Origin of the sequence: Streptomyces sp. NPDC091282 (genome assembly GCF_044757385.1) — a bacterium.
Classification (GTDB): domain Bacteria; phylum Actinomycetota; class Actinomycetes; order Streptomycetales; family Streptomycetaceae; genus Streptomyces; species Streptomyces gramineus.
On sequence record NZ_JBIVUX010000001.1, the window covers coordinates 724,260 to 742,085 of the forward strand.

Annotated in this window: 17 protein-coding genes; 12 read left to right on the forward strand and 5 right to left on the reverse strand. The window is 71.3% G+C overall.

The features are described from left to right. Nucleotides 1-116: 116 nt before the first annotated feature. Complete coding sequence (locus ACIQOE_RS03325; protein ID WP_351325425.1) at nucleotides 117-554, reverse strand: DUF3052 domain-containing protein; 438 nt, start codon at nucleotides 552-554, stop codon at nucleotides 117-119. Between the two features lie 424 nt (nucleotides 555-978). On the opposite strand from ACIQOE_RS03325, the gene aceE reads away from it, so the two are divergent. Together aceE and ACIQOE_RS03335 are read left to right on the forward strand one after the other, a co-directional pair. Then, the gene (gene aceE / locus ACIQOE_RS03330; RefSeq protein ID WP_351325423.1) at nucleotides 979-3,726 is read left to right on the forward strand and encodes a pyruvate dehydrogenase (acetyl-transferring), homodimeric type; all 2,748 of its coding nucleotides are present in this window, start codon (nucleotides 979-981) and stop codon (nucleotides 3,724-3,726) included. A 149-nt stretch (nucleotides 3,727-3,875) separates the two neighbouring features. Beyond that, on the forward strand, nucleotides 3,876-4,676 hold the full coding sequence (locus ACIQOE_RS03335; protein ID WP_365561576.1) for a potassium channel family protein: 801 nt from the start codon (nucleotides 3,876-3,878) through the stop codon (nucleotides 4,674-4,676). A gap of 173 nt (nucleotides 4,677-4,849) precedes the next feature. Here ACIQOE_RS03335 and ACIQOE_RS03340 read toward each other — a convergent pair whose 3' ends face one another. Then, nucleotides 4,850-5,140, reverse strand: coding sequence for a small hydrophobic protein (locus ACIQOE_RS03340; protein ID WP_351325419.1), 291 nt, complete (start codon nucleotides 5,138-5,140; stop codon nucleotides 4,850-4,852). A 257-nt stretch (nucleotides 5,141-5,397) separates the two neighbouring features. Next, entirely contained in the window at nucleotides 5,398-7,017 is a 1,620-nt protein-coding gene (locus ACIQOE_RS03345) for an MFS transporter (protein WP_351325417.1), read from the reverse strand. Between the two features lie 66 nt (nucleotides 7,018-7,083). On the opposite strand from ACIQOE_RS03345, the gene ACIQOE_RS03350 reads away from it, so the two are divergent. From ACIQOE_RS03350 to ACIQOE_RS03360, 3 genes are all read left to right on the forward strand, one after another. Next, the gene (locus tag ACIQOE_RS03350; RefSeq protein WP_401409356.1) at nucleotides 7,084-7,740 is read left to right on the forward strand and encodes a TetR family transcriptional regulator; all 657 of its coding nucleotides are present in this window, start codon (nucleotides 7,084-7,086) and stop codon (nucleotides 7,738-7,740) included. 80 nt (nucleotides 7,741-7,820) lie between these two features. Continuing rightward, a complete protein-coding gene (locus ACIQOE_RS03355; RefSeq protein ID WP_399008235.1) occupies nucleotides 7,821-9,038 on the forward strand; it encodes an alpha/beta hydrolase in 1,218 nt (405 codons plus the stop codon). Between the two features lie 67 nt (nucleotides 9,039-9,105). Next, entirely contained in the window at nucleotides 9,106-9,966 is an 861-nt protein-coding gene (locus ACIQOE_RS03360) for a DUF4429 domain-containing protein (RefSeq protein WP_401409360.1), read from the forward strand. Between the two features lie 36 nt (nucleotides 9,967-10,002). Here ACIQOE_RS03360 and ACIQOE_RS03365 read toward each other — a convergent pair whose 3' ends face one another. Continuing rightward, on the reverse strand, nucleotides 10,003-10,470 hold the full coding sequence (locus ACIQOE_RS03365) for a MerR family transcriptional regulator (protein ID WP_351325410.1): 468 nt from the start codon (nucleotides 10,468-10,470) through the stop codon (nucleotides 10,003-10,005). Between the two features lie 105 nt (nucleotides 10,471-10,575). On the opposite strand from ACIQOE_RS03365, the gene ACIQOE_RS03370 reads away from it, so the two are divergent. Together ACIQOE_RS03370 and ACIQOE_RS03375 are read left to right on the forward strand one after the other, a co-directional pair. Then, entirely contained in the window at nucleotides 10,576-11,046 is a 471-nt protein-coding gene (locus tag ACIQOE_RS03370) for a GNAT family N-acetyltransferase (RefSeq protein ID WP_351325409.1), read from the forward strand. 19 nt (nucleotides 11,047-11,065) lie between these two features. Continuing rightward, nucleotides 11,066-11,890, forward strand: a complete 825-nt coding sequence (locus ACIQOE_RS03375) for a serine hydrolase domain-containing protein (protein WP_351325407.1) — start codon at nucleotides 11,066-11,068, stop codon at nucleotides 11,888-11,890. 88 nt (nucleotides 11,891-11,978) lie between these two features. Here ACIQOE_RS03375 and ACIQOE_RS03380 read toward each other — a convergent pair whose 3' ends face one another. After that, nucleotides 11,979-12,632 carry a pirin family protein gene (locus ACIQOE_RS03380; RefSeq protein WP_401410093.1) on the reverse strand — a complete coding sequence of 218 codons (654 nt, stop codon included), beginning with the start codon at nucleotides 12,630-12,632 and terminating at the stop codon, nucleotides 11,979-11,981. A 73-nt stretch (nucleotides 12,633-12,705) separates the two neighbouring features. On the opposite strand from ACIQOE_RS03380, the gene fasR reads away from it, so the two are divergent. From fasR to fabF, 5 genes are all read left to right on the forward strand, one after another. Further along, on the forward strand, nucleotides 12,706-13,911 hold the full coding sequence (gene fasR / locus ACIQOE_RS03385) for a fatty acid biosynthesis transcriptional regulator FasR (protein WP_351325405.1): 1,206 nt from the start codon (nucleotides 12,706-12,708) through the stop codon (nucleotides 13,909-13,911). Between the two features lie 89 nt (nucleotides 13,912-14,000). Beyond that, complete coding sequence (locus tag ACIQOE_RS03390; protein WP_351325403.1) at nucleotides 14,001-14,921, forward strand: ACP S-malonyltransferase; 921 nt, start codon at nucleotides 14,001-14,003, stop codon at nucleotides 14,919-14,921. Nucleotides 14,922-14,938: 17 nt separating this feature from the next. Continuing rightward, nucleotides 14,939-15,970 carry a ketoacyl-ACP synthase III gene (locus ACIQOE_RS03395; RefSeq protein ID WP_351325402.1) on the forward strand — a complete coding sequence of 344 codons (1,032 nt, stop codon included), beginning with the start codon at nucleotides 14,939-14,941 and terminating at the stop codon, nucleotides 15,968-15,970. Between the two features lie 91 nt (nucleotides 15,971-16,061). Then, nucleotides 16,062-16,310, forward strand: a complete 249-nt coding sequence (locus ACIQOE_RS03400; RefSeq protein ID WP_351325400.1) for an acyl carrier protein — start codon at nucleotides 16,062-16,064, stop codon at nucleotides 16,308-16,310. An 84-nt stretch (nucleotides 16,311-16,394) separates the two neighbouring features. After that, nucleotides 16,395-17,657: a beta-ketoacyl-ACP synthase II gene (gene fabF, locus ACIQOE_RS03405; RefSeq protein WP_351325398.1), complete on the forward strand. Its 1,263-nt coding sequence runs from the start codon at nucleotides 16,395-16,397 to the stop codon at nucleotides 17,655-17,657. Nucleotides 17,658-17,826: the final 169 nt, after the last annotated feature.

Below are 17,826 nucleotides of genomic sequence, written 5' to 3' on the forward strand. Positions count from 1 at the left end.
CCCCTGGGAGGGGGGTGTTGCTGGTCACCACCCCGTGGGGGGGGGGCCCGCCGCGGGGGGGGGGGGGGGGGGGGGGGGGGGGGCCGGGGCCCCCGGCCCCGCCCCCCCGCTGCGGCTCAGCGCTTCTTGGCGGCGCCCTTCGGCGTCAGCAGACGGCTGCCGTTCCAGTCCTTGCCCACGCTGACGCTCTTGGTCTGCGAGAGGCCGGCGGTCGTGGCCGCCTCGCCGATGTCGCTCGGCTCGACGTAGCCGTCACGGCCCGTCTTGGGAGTCAGCAGCAGGATCCAGCCGCCTTCGTCCATGTACGTGACGGCATCCACCAGCGCGTCCGTCAGGTCGCCGTCGTCCTCACGGAACCACAGCACCACGGCGTCGGCCACGTCGTCGTAGTCCTCGTCCACCAGCTCGGTGCCGATGGTGTCTTCGATGGACTCACGGAGTTCCTGGTCGACGTCGTCGTCGTAGCCGATCTCCTGGACCACCTGGTCTGGCTGGAACCCCAGCCTGACGGCAGGGGTGGTCCGCTCCTCCGCGTGGTCCGCGGTCGCGCTCACGGGTTGCCTCCTGATCATGTCTTGTTGATTAACTCAGCCACGCGCGTGCGCGAAGCATTGGCCGTAGTCCACACGGGCGGGACGGATCGCGCAAGTACCCGGCCGTTCAGACCGCCGAAACGGTGACGATCCCGGCCGTGTCGCCGCAACTCCCGGCACCGTATCGCAGTCAGGTGTGGCACACACCACTGCCTTTTGCCCGCTATGCGCCTTTCGGAATCATCCTCACATACGACGGTCGAACGAGTTTGCCAAGCGCGTCACACCTCGGGCGTATCGTTGCGTTTTGGCCAGGCCCGAGTTACCTCGCGGTAGAGATGACGTGCACTGCCCCGGGGTGGACGATGGACAGCGGTGCAGCGAAACGCAGGGATTTGCAGGTAAACGCAGGGAATCAGTGCCCCTCTGACAGGTAAGGAACAGCGTGGCTTCCGGATCCGATCGCAATCCGATCATCATTGGCGGCCTTCCGAGTCAGGTTCCTGACTTCGATCCCGAGGAAACCCAGGAGTGGCTCGACTCGCTCGACGCCGCCGTGGACGAGCGCGGCCGCGAACGGGCCCGTTATCTGATGCTCCGCCTGATCGAGCGCGCCCGCGAGCGGCGGGTGGCGGTGCCCGAGATGCGCAGCACGGACTACGTCAACACGATCCCCACCCGCGCGGAGCCGTTCTTCCCGGGCAACGAGGAGATCGAGCGCAAGGTCCTCAACGCGACCCGCTGGAACGCGGCCGTGATGGTCTCGCGCGCGCAGCGTCCGGGCATCGGCGTCGGCGGCCACATCGCCACCTTCGCCTCCTCCGCGTCCCTCTACGACGTCGGCTTCAATCACTTCTTCCGCGGCAAGGACGACGGCCGCGGCGGCGACCAGGTCTTCTTCCAGGGCCACGCCTCCCCCGGCATCTACGCCCGCGCCTTCCTGCTCGACCGGCTCGGCGAGGCGCAGCTGGACGGGTTCCGCCAGGAGAAGTCGAAGTACCCGGACGGCCTCTCCAGCTACCCGCACCCGCGCTCGATGCCGGACTTCTGGGAGTTCCCGACGGTGTCGATGGGTCTCGGCCCGATCGGCGCGATCTACCAGGCGCGGATGAACCGCTACATGCACGCGCGCGGGATCGCCGACACCTCCGCCTCGCACGTGTGGGCGTTCCTCGGCGACGGCGAGATGGACGAGCCCGAGTCGCTCGGCCAGCTGTCCATCGCCGCACGCGAGGGCCTGGACAACCTGACCTTCGTCGTGAACTGCAACCTCCAGCGGCTGGACGGCCCGGTACGCGGCAACGGCAAGATCATCCAGGAGCTGGAGTCGGTCTTCCGCGGCGCCGGCTGGAACGTGATCAAGCTGGTCTGGGACCGGACCTGGGACCCGCTGCTCGCCCAGGACCGCGACGGCCTCCTGGTCAACAGGATGAACACGACCCCGGACGGTCAGTTCCAGACCTACGCCACCGAGTCCGGCGCGTACATCCGCGACCACTTCTTCGGGGACGACCAGCGGCTGCGCGCGATGGTCGAGCACATGACCGACGACCAGATCCTGCACCTGGGCCGCGGCGGCCACGACCACCGCAAGATCTACGCGGCGTTCAAGGCGGCCACCGAGCACCGGGGCCAGCCGACGGTCATCCTGGCCAAGACGGTCAAGGGCTGGACGCTGGGCCCGAACTTCGAGGGCCGCAACGCCACCCACCAGATGAAGAAGCTGACGGTCGCCGACCTCAAGGGCTTCCGCGACCGGCTGCACCTGCCGATCTCCGACCGGGAGCTGGAGTCCGGCCTGCCGCCGTACTACCACCCGGGCCGGGACTCGGAGGAGATCCAGTACATGCACGACCGGCGCAAGGGGCTCGGCGGGTACGTGCCGACCCGCGTCGTGCGCTCCCAGCCGCTCCCCCTGCCGGACGACAAGACGTACGCGACCGTGAAGAAGGGCACCGGCCAGCAGTCCATCGCCACCACCATGGCGTTCGTACGACTGCTCAAGGACCTCATGCGGGACAAGGAGATCGGCAAGCGTTTCGTCCTCATCGCGCCGGACGAGTACCGCACCTTCGGCATGGACTCGTTCTTCCCGAGCGCGAAGATCTACAACCCGCTCGGCCAGCAGTACGAGTCCGTCGACCGGGATCTGCTGCTCGCCTACAAGGAGTCGCCGACCGGCCAGATGCTGCACGACGGCATCTCCGAGGCCGGCTGCACCGCCTCCCTGATCGCGGCGGGCTCGGCCTACGCGACCCACGGCGAGCCGCTCATCCCGGTCTACGTCTTCTACTCGATGTTCGGTTTCCAGCGCACCGGCGACCAGTTCTGGCAGATGGCCGACCAGCTGTCCCGTGGTTTCGTCCTGGGCGCGACCGCCGGACGCACGACGCTGACCGGTGAGGGCCTCCAGCACGCCGACGGCCACTCCCAGCTGCTCGCCTCGACCAACCCGGGCTGCGTGGCCTACGACCCGGCGTACGGGTACGAGATCGCGCACATCGTCCAGGACGGCCTGCGCCGCATGTACGGCGGTGACGCCGAGCACCCGCACGGCGAGGACGTCTTCTACTACCTGACCGTCTACAACGAGCCGATCCAGCACCCGGCCGAACCGGCCGACGTGGACGTCGAGGGCATCCTCAAGGGCATCCACCGGATCAGCGCGGGCACCGAGGGCACCGTCCCGGCGCAGATCATGGCGTCCGGCGTCGCGGTCCCGTGGGCGATCGAGGCGCAGCGGATCCTCGCCGCCGACTGGAACGTGAAGGCCGACGTCTGGTCCGCGACCTCCTGGAACGAGCTGCGCCGCGAGGCCGTGGCCTGCGAGGAGCACAACCTCCTGCACCCCGAGGAGGAGCAGCGCACCCCGTACGTGACGCGCAAGCTGGGCGGCGCCGAGGGTCCGTTCGTGGCCGTGTCCGACTGGATGCGATCGGTTCCGGACCAGATCGCGCGCTGGGTGCCCGGCACGTACCAGTCGCTGGGCGCGGACGGCTTCGGCTTCGCCGACACGCGCGGCGCGGCACGACGGTTCTTCCACATCGACGCGCAGTCGATCGTGGTCGCGGTGCTGACCGAGCTGGCCCGCGAGGGCAGGCTGGACCGCTCGGTGCTCAAGCAGGCCATCGACCGGTACCAGCTGCTGGACGTGACGGCGGCTCATCCGGGTGCGGCGGGCGGCGACGCGTAGCCGCTGCGCTCGGCTCGGGCCGGGAGGGGTAGTGGGGTAGTGGGGAACTGCGGCTTCGTCGTGGCCGTTCGCGCAGTTCCTCCCCCAGCCTTCGGCCGGGGGTGCCCCCAGCGCCCCTTCGGGGGCGCGATGTTGCTTACGATGCCCGTATGGAGCGACAGTCCGCGCAGCGGCGTTGGGAGGAGCTGACCCAACGGCCTCTGCTGGCGCTCGCGGTGGCCTTCGCCGTCGCCTATGGGCTGCCGATCGTGGACGGGTCCGCGGGGCACGCCCTGACCGCCGCGTGCACGGGCGCGGAGTGGGTGGTGTGGGGCTCGTTCGCCGTGGACTACCTGGTGCGGCTCGCCCTGGCGCCCCGGCGCAGGGAGTTCGTGCGCACCCACTGGATGGACCTGTGCGCGGTGGTGCTGCCGCTGCTCCAGCCGCTGCGGCTGCTGCGGCTGGTCGCGACGCTGACGCTGGTGGGCCGGCGGGCCCGGATGGCCTCGCAGATCCGGCTGACGACGTACGTGGTGGGCGCGGTCGTCGGGCTGCTGATGTTCGGCTCGCTGGCCGTGCTCTCGGTGGAACGCGACTCCCCCGACGGGAACATCCGCACGCTGGGTGACGCCCTGTGGTGGTCGTTCACGACGATGACGACCGTGGGGTACGGCGACCACGCCCCGACGACCGGGCTGGGCCGGATGATCGCGGTCGGCCTGATGCTGTCCGGGATCGCCCTGCTCGGTGTGGTGACCGCGAACATCGCCACCTGGTTCATCGCCCGGTTCGAGAAGGACGACGTGGAGGAGCGCCGGCAGACGGAGGCGATCGCCTCGCTGACCGAGGAGGTGCGGGCGCTCAGGGCCGAGGTGGCGGCGTTGCGCCCGTCGGCGCCGGCGGGGTGCCCGGCGTGCCCCGTACCCGGGGCGGAGAACTGTGCGGCGGGCCCCCGCCGGACGACGGGCTAGGGCGTGTTGCGAAAGTCCCGCCTGCCGCGCGACGCCATGCACGCACTCTCGCCGCACCGGGCGCAAGCCCAAGTACATCCAGTACGAGGACTTCCGCCCGGCACGCCGAGAGCACGCACCTGACGCCGCGCGGCCCGCCCTCCGGGCGAACGACGGGACTTTCGCAACACGCCCTAGACCGACACGCCCGCCAGCCAGAACAGCGCGAGCAGTGTGTCGATCGCCCCGAGCACCACCGCCACCAGGGCCGGTATCGAACTCCTCGGGTTCCACGCCCGGCCCATGGAGAGCCAGCCGCACACCAGGGCCGCCGGCCCCAGCAGGATCCCGAGAGCGAAGAAGCCGACCACCGCGAATATCGTGCCGATGATGCCGAGCGTGCCACGGTCCAGCCCGTCCCGCATGCCTGCGCGGCCGCGGGAACGGGGGTATCCACGTGTTCGCTGCCCGAAGCTCGTCATCATCAACTCCCTGGTCGCAGTGGACTGTTCGGGTGTGATGACCGGGTACCCCGGTTCCGCCGCCGCAGACCTGCCCGCGCGCTGCCCCCCTCCAGCAGCGCGCCGCGGCCCGGCTGCCCTCCATGCCCTGCGGAGGACTTGACCCACTGTGACCTGCGGCGCGTGCCCGGTGCGAGGAATCTTCGGCGGAGTCACCCGGATAGGGGAACCCCGCCGAAGAGAAACGGACAAACCAGACGGTGCGGTGCGCTGAGTCCGCGTCAGATGTGCCCGACGCCCGATCCGGCGTCCGCGTTCTCGCCGCGCTTGGTGAGCAGCGCCACCAGGATCGCGACCGCCGCCACGCCCGCCGCGACCAGCGAGGCCAGGCTCATGCCGGAGATGAACGTGTCGTGGGCGACGCCGGAGATCTTCGCGGCGATCTCGGCCGGCGTCCCCGGAGCGACCGGCGCGACACCGACCTGGACCGCCTCGGAGGCCTGCGCCAGCTGCGCGTCGGTCAGCTTCGGCAGCCCCGCGGCGGCCCAGTTGCCCGGCAGGTCGCCGTCCACCTTGGAGGCCATCACGGCGCCCAGGACGGCCGTACCGAGGCTGCCGCCGATCTGCATCGCGGCCTGCTGGAGACCGCCGGCCACGCCGGACAGCTCCATCGCCGCGTTGCCGACGATGACCTCGGTGGCGCCGACCATGACCGGCGCGAGGCCGAGCCCGAGCAGCGCGAACCAGACGGACATCACGCCGCTGCCGGTGTCCGCCTTCAGGGTGGACATGCCGTACATGGCGATCGCGGTGGCCGCCATGCCGCCGGCGAGCGGGATCCGCGGGCCGAGCTTGGTGATCGCGGCGCCCGCCAGCGGCGAGCCGACGATCATCATGCCGGTGAGCGGGAGCAGGTGGAGACCGGCGTCGACCGGGTCCATGCCGTGCACGTTCTGCAGGTAGAAGGTGACGAAGAACAGGCCGCCCATGAAGGCGATGGCCATCAGGACCATCAGGACCACGCCCGCCGAGAGCGGCACCGAGCGGAACAGGGTGAGCGGGATCAGCGGCTCCTTGACCTTCGTCTCCCAGAAGGAGAAGAGCGCGAAGCCGAGCACCGACACGGCGATGAACGTCCATGTCTTGCCGTCGCCCCAGCCCCAGCTCGGGGCCTTGATGAGCGCCCAGACCAGGCAGAACATCGCGCCGGAGAGCAGGCCGATGCCGAGCAGGTCGAAGGAGCGCGGGGCGTTCTCGGCACGGTGGTCGAGCAGCATGACCACGCCGAGGACGAGGGCGAGCAGGCCGACCGGCACGTTGATGAAGAACACCGACTGCCAGCTGACGTGCTGCACCAGCACGCCGCCGAGGATCGGGCCGCCCGCGGTGGAGGCGCCGATGACCATGCCCCAGATGCCGATCGCCATGTTGAGCTTCTCGGCCGGGAAGGTGGCGCGCAGCAGGCCGAGCGCGGCCGGCATCAGCAGCGCGCCGAACAGGCCCTGGAAGACGCGGAAGGTGACGACCAGGCCGATGCTGTCGGACAGTCCGATGGCGCCCGAGGCGGCGGCGAAGCCGACGACGCCGATCAGGAAGGTCTGCCGGTGGCCGAAGCGGTCACCGAGCTTGCCCGCGGTGATCAGGGAGACCGCGAGGGCGAGGAAGTAGCCGTTGGTGATCCACTGCACCTGGGCGAAGGTGGCGCCGAGGTCCTTCTGGATCGCCGGGTTGGCGATGGCCACGATGGTGCCGTCGAGGGCGACCATCATGACCCCGACGGCGACGGTGATCAGGGTGAACCAGGGATGTCCGCGCAGGCCGGAGGCCGGCGGCCGTTCCGGCAGGGCTGTAGATGGTGCGTCCCCCGACCCCGCCGTGTCGATCGTGGTCTGACTAGTCATACATCGGAGGCTAGTGACAGCCGCTGACATTTGACAAACGAAATCACTAGTCAGTAACTGTCAGGCATGGAAACGCTGCGCGAACGCAAGAAACAGCGCACCCGGGACGCGCTGCTGCGCAACGGGCTGGAGCTGTTCGTGACCCGGGGCTACGAACACACCACCGTCGACGAGATCGCCGAGTCCGTCGACGTCTCGCAGCGCACCTTCTTCCGCTACTTCGCCAGCAAGGAGGACGTGGCCTTCTTCGTGCCGCGGCTGACCGAGGCGCACTACGTCGAGGCGGTGCGCCGGCGCCCGGCCGAGGAGACCCCGCTGGAGGCGCTGCGCCGGTCCGTCATGGACAGCTGGGAGAGCATCGAGGAGGCCATCGAGCGGTACGTCCCGGTGGAGCTGTTCCTGCGTACGTACAAGATGATCGAGGCGACCCCGTCCCTGTTCGCCGCCCATCTGCGGCGCCAGTCGGAGACGGAGGAGGAGATCGCGCGGATCGTCGCCGAGCGGGAGGGCGTCGACGCGGACACCGATCCCCGGCCCCGGCTGGTGGTCGCCGTGTTCGGCGCGGTCATCCGGGTGACCGAGCGGCACTGGTCGGTCGGCGGCGACTTCAGCGTCGCGGCGATCCGCGAGCTGACCGCCTCCTACATCGACCAGGTGGGCCCGGCGCTCGCCGGGAACTGGCGCGGCGGCCCCGCGGACCGGGACAGGCCGCGGGAGCCGTGATCGGCCACACGTTTGCCGAAACGTGATACCTGTCACTCGGTTACCGCGAGACCCCTTCGTTCTCCTAGTGTGTCCTCCCAGTGACTTCCTTCGACACCTCCCCGCCACTGAACGTCTGGCGCGCGCTGCTCGCCCTGGCCGTGGTGTTCGTGATGCTCGCGACCACCGGCTGGACGGCCCTGCACGCGCACCGCGAGACCACCGCCCTGCAGACCTCCCTCGGCAAGTGGGAGCACGGCAGGCTGCACGGTCTCCACCTGCCGGACCCGGAGGCGTCCCCCGCACTGCTCACCCGGTTCTTCGCCTCGCTCACCGCCCAGGAGCGCGACCGGCTGGCGCACCGCTACCCGCTCGCGGTCGGCAACATGAACGGCGCCCCGGCCGCCCTGCGCTACCGGGCCAACCGCATCGCCCTCGGCCAGCAGCGCGCCGTCGAGAAGAAACGCATGCACGACCCACGGCTCAGCGCGGCCGGGCAGCAGGACGCGGGCCGCCGGATGCACCGCTACGAGGCACTGACGGCGAAGGGGCGGCAGATCCTCGCCTTCGACCCGGACGGCAGCGGCCGCGTCGCCGAGGTGTTCGGGAACCTCGGCAGGGCCGAACGGATCTCCGTCGTCGTCCCCGGCGTCGACACCGACCTGCTCACCTTCCAGCGCACCGGCCGCCCGTACACCGCCCCGGTCGGCATGGCCAAGGCGCTGTACTCCGCGGAGCGCGCGGCGAGCCCCTCGACCCGTACGGCCGTGATCGCCTGGGCCGACTACACCGCGCCCGACGGGCTCGGGGTGGGCGCGGCCACCGGCACGGCCGCAGCCCTGGGCGCCGTACGCCTGAACGCGCTGCTGCGGGCGCTGCCCGGCGACGCGCCGGTGTCGATGTTCTGCCACAGCTACGGCTCGGTGGTCTGCGGCGTCGCCGCCGAGGACATGCCGGACCGGGTGTCCGACATAGCGGTCGCCGCCAGCCCCGGCATGCGCGCCGAGAACACCGCCCACCTCGGCACCGAGGCCCGGGTGTGGGCGATGCGGGACGCCACCGACTGGATCCAGGACGTCCCCTACCTGGAGTTCGGCGGCCTCGGCCACGGCGCCGACCCCGTCTCCGCCGCCTTCGGGGCGCGGGTGCTGTCGGCGCGCGACGCACAGGGACACGCCGGTTACTTCGAGCCGGGCACGGACAGCCTGCGCAATCTCGCCGACATCGGGGTTGGCGCGTATGGCGCGGTGACGTGCGCCCACGACGATGACGGGTGCCGGACGGGTTTGTCCGGCACGTTGATGGCCGGACGCGCGTAGAGACAGCAGGAAGTGCGGTATGCGCGGGGATGGGACTGGGAAGCACGTGCCGCATACGATGAGCCGCATGGGTGACGTACTGGCCGGATTTCATGCCGCCTGGGAGTTCGAGTCCGACTCCGTGCTCATCCGCTACGAACGGGGGATACGGACACCCAGGCTCTTCCAGACACTGGGGGAACGGCGGGTGCCGTTCGCCGCGCTCACCGGAGTGACGCTCACTCCCGGCAGACGCGGCACCGTGGTCCTGCGCGCCGAGCCGCGACCGGGCGCCGATCCCCTGATCGAGGCGGCCGCCGGGCAGCTCAAGGACGGCAGCGACCCCTACCGGCTCGTCCTGCCGGCCGAGCGGGAGACCCTCGCGGAGTACTACGCGGACGAACTGCGCGCGCTGCTCACCGGGTCCGCGTCCGAACCCGCCGAGAGGTTCCTGGTGGCCGCGCCCGAGGCGCCCCGGCAGTTCAAGGCGTACGACGGCAAGGCGACCTTCGACGGCAGGGCGGTGCACTTCCGCTGGTCGTGGACGGGCGCCTCGACGGCCAAGTGGAAGGCGGGCGACCAGCGTTTCGCGGTGGCCGACCTCGGTGGCGTGGAGTGGCGGTCCCCGGAGGTCTTCGAGGGGCATCTGCGGCTGCTGCGCCGCGACGACCTCACGGGCGCGGCGGCCGCGGTGCCGGCCGACCAGGACCCGGCGACCGTGGTGTTCGGGCTCGGGTACGGGCCGGTGCACGAGTCGCTGCCGTTCGCCGCGGCGGTCCTGGAGGCGGTACGGGCGAGGGGCCAGAGCGCGCTGCCGGCGTCGGCGGGCCGCAGGGACCCCGCCGACATCGCGGAACGGATCCGCCACCTGGGCGAACTGCACGAGGCGGGGCTGGTCACCGACGAGGAGTTCAGCGCGAAGAAGGCGGAGCTGCTGGCGGAGCTGTGAGGGGCGCGGGCGCCCCTCACCGTCCCGCGGGGCGTCTCAGCCGGCGCCCTTCTCGTAGAAGCTGATCTTCCGGTCCAGCACGGAGAGCGTGTCGTGCAGTTCGGCGATGCGGGACAGGACGTCCCGGCGCGTCTGCTCCAGCAGCTCCCGGCGCTCCGCGTAGGTGCCGTCGCCCTCCCGCACCAGCTCGGCGTAGCGGACCATGTCCGCCACCGGCATCCCGGTCAGCCGGAGCTTGGTGACGAAGTCCAGCCAGTCCAGGTCGCTGTTGCTGTAGCGGCGCTGGCCGGTGTGGGAGCGGTCGATGTGGGACATCAGCCCGATCCGCTCGTACCAGCGCAGGGTGTGGGCGGTCAGCCCCGTGACGGCGACGACCTCGCTGATCGTGTAGCGGTCCTGGCCCTCGGGGCGCGGATGCCTGAGGGGCGGGGCGGAACAGATGTCGGCGGGTGCGCGGTCGGACTGCCCTGCGGGGGCCGCGGTCGAGGTCTGCATCACCGTCATGCCCCCACGCTATGACCTTCGAGTGGGCTCCAAGCAAGCGGAACCGGGCAGGACGCGGAAAATGCGGGCGACGCGGGAGACGGCGGGTGACTACCGTGCACGGGTATGAGTCTCGTACGTCGTGCCGGGCCGGGGGACGCGCCGGAAGTGCTGCGGTTGCGCCAGATCATGATCGACGCGCTTCCCGGCGGGGACGCCACCACCCACTGGCACGCGCCGGCGCTGCCCGGCCTCCGGGAGCGGCTGGCCGAGCCGGACGGGGACTTCGCCGCGTTCGTCGTCGACCACCCCGGCCGGCCCGGCGCGCTGGCCGCACTGGTCGTCGGGACGGTGGACTACCGGATCGGCAAGGCGTCCAGTCCGCTCGGGCGCTCGGGCTACGTCTTCAGCGTGGCCACCGACCCGGACGCGCGGCGCCGCGGGTACGCGCGCGCGTGCATGGCACGGCTGCTGGACTGGTTCCGCGAGCGGGGCGCCGGGCAGGTCATGCTGACCGCGTCCGCCGAGGCCGAGCCGCTCTACGCGGCGCTCGGCTTCGTCCACAAGCCCGACCCCACGATGACCCTGACGCTCTGATCCGCTTAGGCTCGTCGGCATGTCGCTGCAGAGCCTCGCGCTGATCGAGAACTGGCCGGTCCCCACCGCCGCGGCGGGTGCCGTACGGGCCGACGGAACGGTCCTCGGCACCCACGGTCCGGACGGACGGCGTTTCCCGCTGGCCTCCGTGACCAAGCCGCTCGCCGCGTACGCGGTGCTCGTCGCCTACGAGGAGGGCGCGGTCGAGCTGGACGAGCCGGCCGGGCCGCGGGGGGCGACGGTACGGCACCTGCTCGCGCACACCTCGGGGCTGGCGTTCGACGAGCACCGGGTGACGGCGCCGCCCGGGGAGCGGCGGCTGTACTCCAACGCCGGGTTCGAGGTGCTCGGCGACCATGTCGCCAAGGCCACGGAGATCCCGTTCGGCGAGTACCTGCGGCAGGCGGTCCTGGAGCCGCTGGGCATGACGTCGACGTCCCTGGACGGCTCTCCGGCGAAGGACGGTGTCTCCTCGGTCGGCGACCTGCTCCGCTTCGCGGCCGAACTGCAGGCGCCGCGGCTGCTGGATCCGCGGACGGTGGCCGAGGCGACGCTGACCGTCCAGTACCCGGGGACGAAGGGCGTGCTGCCGGGCTACGGCCACCAGAACCCGAACGACTGGGGCCTCGGCTTCGAGATCCGGGACTCCAAGTCCCCGCACTGGACGGGCTCTTCGTCCTCGCCGCGGACGTTCGGTCACTTCGGCCAGTCGGGCACGTTCCTGTGGGTGGACCCCGAAGCGGGGGTGGCGTGCGCCGCTCTGACGGACCGTGCGTTCGGCCCCTGGGCCGCCGAGGTGTGGCCGCCGTTCACGGACGCGGTCCTGGCGGAGCTGCGCGGCTAGCGCCCCCCAGGAGCGCTGGGGGCACCCCCGGCCGAAGGCCGGGGGAGGAACCGCGCGGCCGGCCCCCACCGGCCCGCGCGACGACGTCCTAGCCGGCCATCTCCCACACCAGCAGTTCCGCGTCCGTGACCGCCGTCGCGTCCAAGTCCTTCGCGTCGGCGACCCGTGCCGAGTCCCCCGGCCCCAACTCCGCCTCGCCGAGGCGCACATCCCCGCGCACCACGTGCACGTACACATACGCCCCGTCCGGCACCGCCGTCCGCTCCCCCGCCGTCAGCCGCCGCACGTGCAGCATCGCCGCCGCCTCGGGGACCGCGTACGGCGTGGAGTCGGCGATGCCGCGGACGATCTCGTACGACGGCTCGCCGCCGGGACGCACCGGGGCCAGCCACATCTGCACGAACGTCAGCGGCGCGGCCCCGTCGTTGCGCTCCACGTGCCGCACGCCGCCCGCCGAGCTGAGCCGCTGCACGTCCCCGCGGCGCACCACGCTCCGGTGGCCCGCGGAGTCCCGGTGGGTCAGCTCGCCCTCGACCACCCAGGTCACGATCTCGGTGTGGCTGTGCGGATGCTCGTCGAAGCCGGCGCCCGGCGCCAGGCGCTCCTCGTTGCAGGCGATGACCGCGCCGAAGCGGAGGTTGCCGGGGTCGTAGTGCGGCCCGAAGGAGAAGGCGTGGCGGGACTCGATCCCGGTGGCCGGGTCCCCTCCGGGGTAGCGCTCCGCCGCGCGCCGTACGTCCATCACGCGACCACCGTAGACCGCAGTCGGCACCCGGCGGCGCAGGCTCCCGTCCGGATAAGGCAGTCTTGTCCCCGTGCCCGAACCCGTAATCCGCAAGTCCGACCCCTCGGCTCACGCAGTCCACCAGCACTCCGCGACCCTCAAGCGGCTGGAGAAGTCGTCCGGCAGCCTCGCCGCCCAGGCCATCGCGCGGATGGACGAGACCCTGCCGTGGTACCGGGCCATGCCTCCGGAGAACCGTTCCTGGATCGGGCTCGTCGCCCAGGCGGGCATCGCGGCCTTCACCGAGTGGTTCCGGCACCCCGACGCCCCCCAGGCCATCTCCACCGACGTCTTCGGGACCGCCCCGCGCGAGCTGACCCGGGCGATCACGCTGCGGCAGACCGTCGAGATGGTGCGGACCACCATCGAGGTCATGGAGAGCGCCATCGACGAGGTGGCGGCCCCCGGCGACGAGAGCGTGCTGCGCGAGGCGCTGCTGGTGTACGCCCGGGAGATCGCCTTCGCCACCGCCCAGGTGTACGCGCAGGCCGCCGAGGCACGCGGTGCCTGGGACGCCCGGCTGGAGTCGCTGGTGGTCAACGCGGTGCTCAGCGGCGAGGCCGACGAGGGGGCGGTGAGCCGGGCCGCCGCGCTCGGCTGGAACTCCCCCGAGCACGTGTGCGTCGTCCTCGGCACCGCGCCCGACGGGGACAGCGAGCTGACCGTCGAGGCGATCCGGCGGGCCGCCCGGCACGCCAAGCTGCAGGTCCTCACCGGAGTGCTCGGGGACCGGCTGGTGGTCATCGCGGGCGGCAACGACAACCCGCTGGCCGTCGCCAAGTCGCTGATCGGGCCCTATGCCGCCGGACCGGTGGTGGCCGGGCCCGTGGTACCCGATCTGCTGGCCGCGACCCGGTCCGCGCAGGCCGCCGCGGCCGGCCTGAAGGCATGTTCCGCCTGGCAGGACGCGCCGCGGCCGGTACTGGCGGACGACCTGCTTCCGGAACGCGCCATGGCGGGTGATCCGGGCGCGCGCGAGCAGCTGGTGGAGGAGATCTACAGACCGCTGGAAGAAGCGGGCTCGGCACTGCTGGAAACACTGAGCGTCTATCTGGAACAGGCGAGCAGCCTGGAGGGCGCGGCCCGGATGCTCTTCGTTCACCCGAACACCGTGCGCTACCGGCTCCGACGTGTGACTGACGTCACCGGATGGTCGCCGTCCGATGTACGATCCGCCTTCACGCTGCGGATCGCACTGATCCTGGGGCGTCTGGTCGATGGGGATCCCCAGCCATAGGATTTTGTCGGGGGCCCACAAAACCCCCTCGTGTTCTTCGTCCCTGTCCCCACGGGCGGCCGTGGGGTTCCCCAAGAGAGAGTGTGAGAGTGCTCGTACTCGTCGCTCCCGGCCAGGGCGCCCAGACGCCCGGCTTCCTGACCCCCTGGCTCGAACTCCCCGGTGCCCAGGACCGTTTGCGTGAATGGTCCGACGTCATCGGGCTCGATCTGGTGCACTACGGCACGAACGCCGACGCGGACGAGATCCGGGACACCGCGATCGCGCAGCCGCTGCTCGTCGCCGCCGGACTGCTGTCCGGCACGGCACTCGGTGCCATCGCGGACATCGCGCCGGGCGCGGTCGCGGGGCACAGCGTCGGTGAGATCACCGCCGCCGCCTTCGCGGGCGTCCTGACCGAGGTCGAGGCGCTGAGCCTGGTCCGCAAGCGCGGTCTGGCGATGGCCGAGGCCGCCGCGATCACCGAGACCGGCATGTCGGCGCTGCTCGGCGGCGACCCGGCGGTCTCGGTCGCGCACCTGGAGAAGCTGGGCCTGACCCCGGCGAACATCAACGGCGCGGGGCAGATCGTCGCCGCGGGCACCCTGGAGCAGCTCGCCGCGCTCGCCGAGGACAAGCCCGAGGGCGTCCGCAAGGTCGTCGCCCTCAAGGTCGCCGGTGCCTTCCACACGCACCACATGGCGCCCGCCGTCGACACGCTGGCCGCGGCCGCCGCGAAGCTCGCGCCCGCCGACCCGAAGCTCACCTACGTCTCCAACCGGGACGGGCGCGCCGTCGCCTCCGGCGGCGAGATCGTGGAGCGGCTGGTCGGACAGGTCGCCAACCCGGTCCGCTGGGACCTGTGCATGGAGACCTTCCAGGAGCTCGGCGTCACCGCCCTCCTGGAGGTGTGCCCCGGCGGCACCCTGACCGGCCTGGCCAAGCGCGCGCTGCCCGGCGTCAAGACGCTGGCGCTGAAGACCCCCGACGACCTCGACGCGGCCCGCGAGCTCATCGCCGAGCACAGCTGAATTAGGAGCCCACTGCGATGTCGAAGATCAAGCCCAGCAAGGGTGCCCCGTACGCGCGCATCCTCGGCGTCGGCGGCTACCGCCCGACCCGCGTGGTGCCCAACGAGGTGATCCTGGAGACGATCGACTCGTCCGACGAGTGGATCCGGTCGCGCTCCGGTATCGAGACCCGGCACTGGGCGGGCCCCGAGGAGACCGTCGCCGCGATGTCCGTCGAGGCGTCCGGCAAGGCGATCGCGGACGCGGGCATCGACGCCGAGCAGATCGGCGCCGTGGTCGTCTCGACGGTCTCGCACTTCAGCCAGACCCCGGCCGTGGCGACGGAGATCGCCGACCGGCTCGGCACGAACAAGGCCGCCGCCTTCGACATCTCCGCCGGCTGCGCGGGCTTCGGCTACGGCCTCACGCTCGCCAAGGGCATGGTGGTGGAGGGCTCCGCCGAGTACGTGCTCGTCATCGGCGTGGAGCGGCTCAGCGACCTGACCGACCTGGAGGACCGGGCCACGGCCTTCCTGTTCGGCGACGGCGCGGGCGCGGTCGTGGTCGGCCCCGCGCAGGAGCCGGCGATCGGCCCGACCGTGTGGGGCTCCGAGGGCGACAAGTCGGAGACCATCAAGCAGACGATCCCCTGGGACCGTTTCCACTTCGGCGACAGGGCCGAACTTCCGCTGGACAGCCAGGGCAACGTCAAGTTCCCGGCGATCACGCAGGAGGGCCAGGCGGTCTTCCGCTGGGCCGTGTTCGAGATGGCGAAGGTCGCCCAGCAGGCGCTGGACGCGGCCGGAATCAGCGCGGACGACCTGGACGTCTTCATCCCGCACCAGGCCAATGTGCGGATCATCGACTCGATGGTGAAGACTCTCAAGCTGCCGGAGCACGTCACGGTCGCCCGTGACATCCGCACCACCGGCAACACCTCGGCCGCCTCGATCCCGCTCGCGATGGAGCGGCTCCTGGCGACCGGCGAGGCGAAGAGCGGCGACACCGCGCTCGTCATCGGGTTCGGGGCGGGTCTCGTCTACGCCGCCACTGTCGTTACCCTCCCCTAGGCACTCCGTGCCGGATCATGCATCCGGTACCGGGGACGCCGTCAGCAACACCGCAGCAACCGTCTGGAACATCTAAGAAGGAGCGCCTGACATGGCCGCCACTGAGAAGGAGATCGTCGACGGTCTCGCCGAGATCGTGAACGAGATCGCCGGGATCCCCGTGGAGGACGTCCAGCTGGACAAGTCCTTCACCGACGACCTGGACGTCGACTCGCTGTCCATGGTCGAGGTCGTCGTCGCCGCCGAAGAGCGCTTCGACGTCAAGATCCCGGACGAGGACGTCAAGAACCTGAAGACCGTCGGGGACGCCACGAACTACATCCTCACGCACCAGGCCTGAGACGTTCATTAGCCTCCGGCTGTAATGCCCCGCCACCCGGCGGTGGCGCCGTCGAATCCCGTATCCGTTGGAGAAAGAATTCCCGTGAGCCCGACCAATCGCACCGTGGTCGTCACCGGTATCGGCGCAACCACACCGCTGGGTGGCGACGCAGCTTCGTTCTGGGAGGCCCTGATCGCCGGCACGTCCGGCGTCCGCCTCCTGGAGCAGGACTGGGCGGCCGAGCTGCCCGTCCGTATCGCGGCACAGATCGCCGTGGAACCGGGCGAGATCATCCCCCGCCCGCAGGCCCGCAAGCTGGACCGGTCCGCGCAGTTCGCGCTGATCGCCGCTCAGGAGGCCTGGAAGGACGCCGGTTTCACCGCCAGGGCCGGCGAGGACGCGTCCGCCGACCCGGACCGGGTGGGTGCCGTCATCGCCTCCGGCATCGGCGGTGTGACGACCCTGCTCGACCAGTACGACGTGCTCAAGGAGAAGGGCGTACGCCGCGTCTCCCCGCACACCGTGCCGATGCTCATGCCCAACTCGCCGGCCGCCAACGTCGGTATCGAGCTGGGTGCGCGGGCCGGTGTGCACACCCCCGTGTCGGCCTGCGCCTCCGGCGCCGAGGCCATCGGATACGCCATCGAGATGATCCGCACCGGGCGTGCGGACATCGTCGTGGCCGGCGGCACGGAGGCGGCGATCCACCCGCTGCCGATCGTCGCGTTCGGCAACATGATGGCGATGTCCAAGAACAACGACGACCCCCAGGGCGCGTCGCGTCCCTACGACTCCGGCCGTGACGGCTTCGTCCTCGGTGAGGGCGCGGGCGTGATCGTCCTGGAGTCCGAGGAGCACGCGAAGGCGCGCGGGGCCCGGATCTACGTGGAGGCGGTCGGGCAGGGCATCTCCGCCGACGCGCACCACATCACGCAGCCGGAGCCCTCGGGCAACGGCATCGCGCACGCGCTGCAGAACCTGCTCGACAACACCGACCTGAAGCCGGCCGAGATCGTGCACGTCAACGCGCACGCGACGTCGACGCCGCAGGGCGACGTGGCCGAGATCAAGGCGCTGCGCAAGGTGTTCGGCGACGACGTCGACCACATGGCCATCTCGGCGACCAAGTCGATGACCGGTCACCTGCTGGGCGGGGCCGGCGGCATCGAGACCGTCGCGTCGATCCTGGCGCTGGTCAACCGGACGGCGCCGCCGACCATCAACCTGGACGACCTCGACCCCGAGGTCAACGCGGACGTGGTGGCGGGCAAGGCGCGTCAGCTGCCCGAGGGGCGGATCGCCGTGCTGAACGACTCGTTCGGGTTCGGCGGGCACAACGTGGCGCTGGCGTTCAGGACCATCTGAGAGACGTCGGTCCAAGGCCTGTGGCCCGAACTCCGGTGACGGGGTTCGGGCCACAGTGCGTTTCGTCGCCGTCCGACGGCCGGTGGGGGGGTTTGGGGGGGGGGGGGGGGGGCCCCCCCCCGCGGGGGGGGGGGGGGCCGCGCCCCCCGCCCCCCCCCCCGCCGCGCCC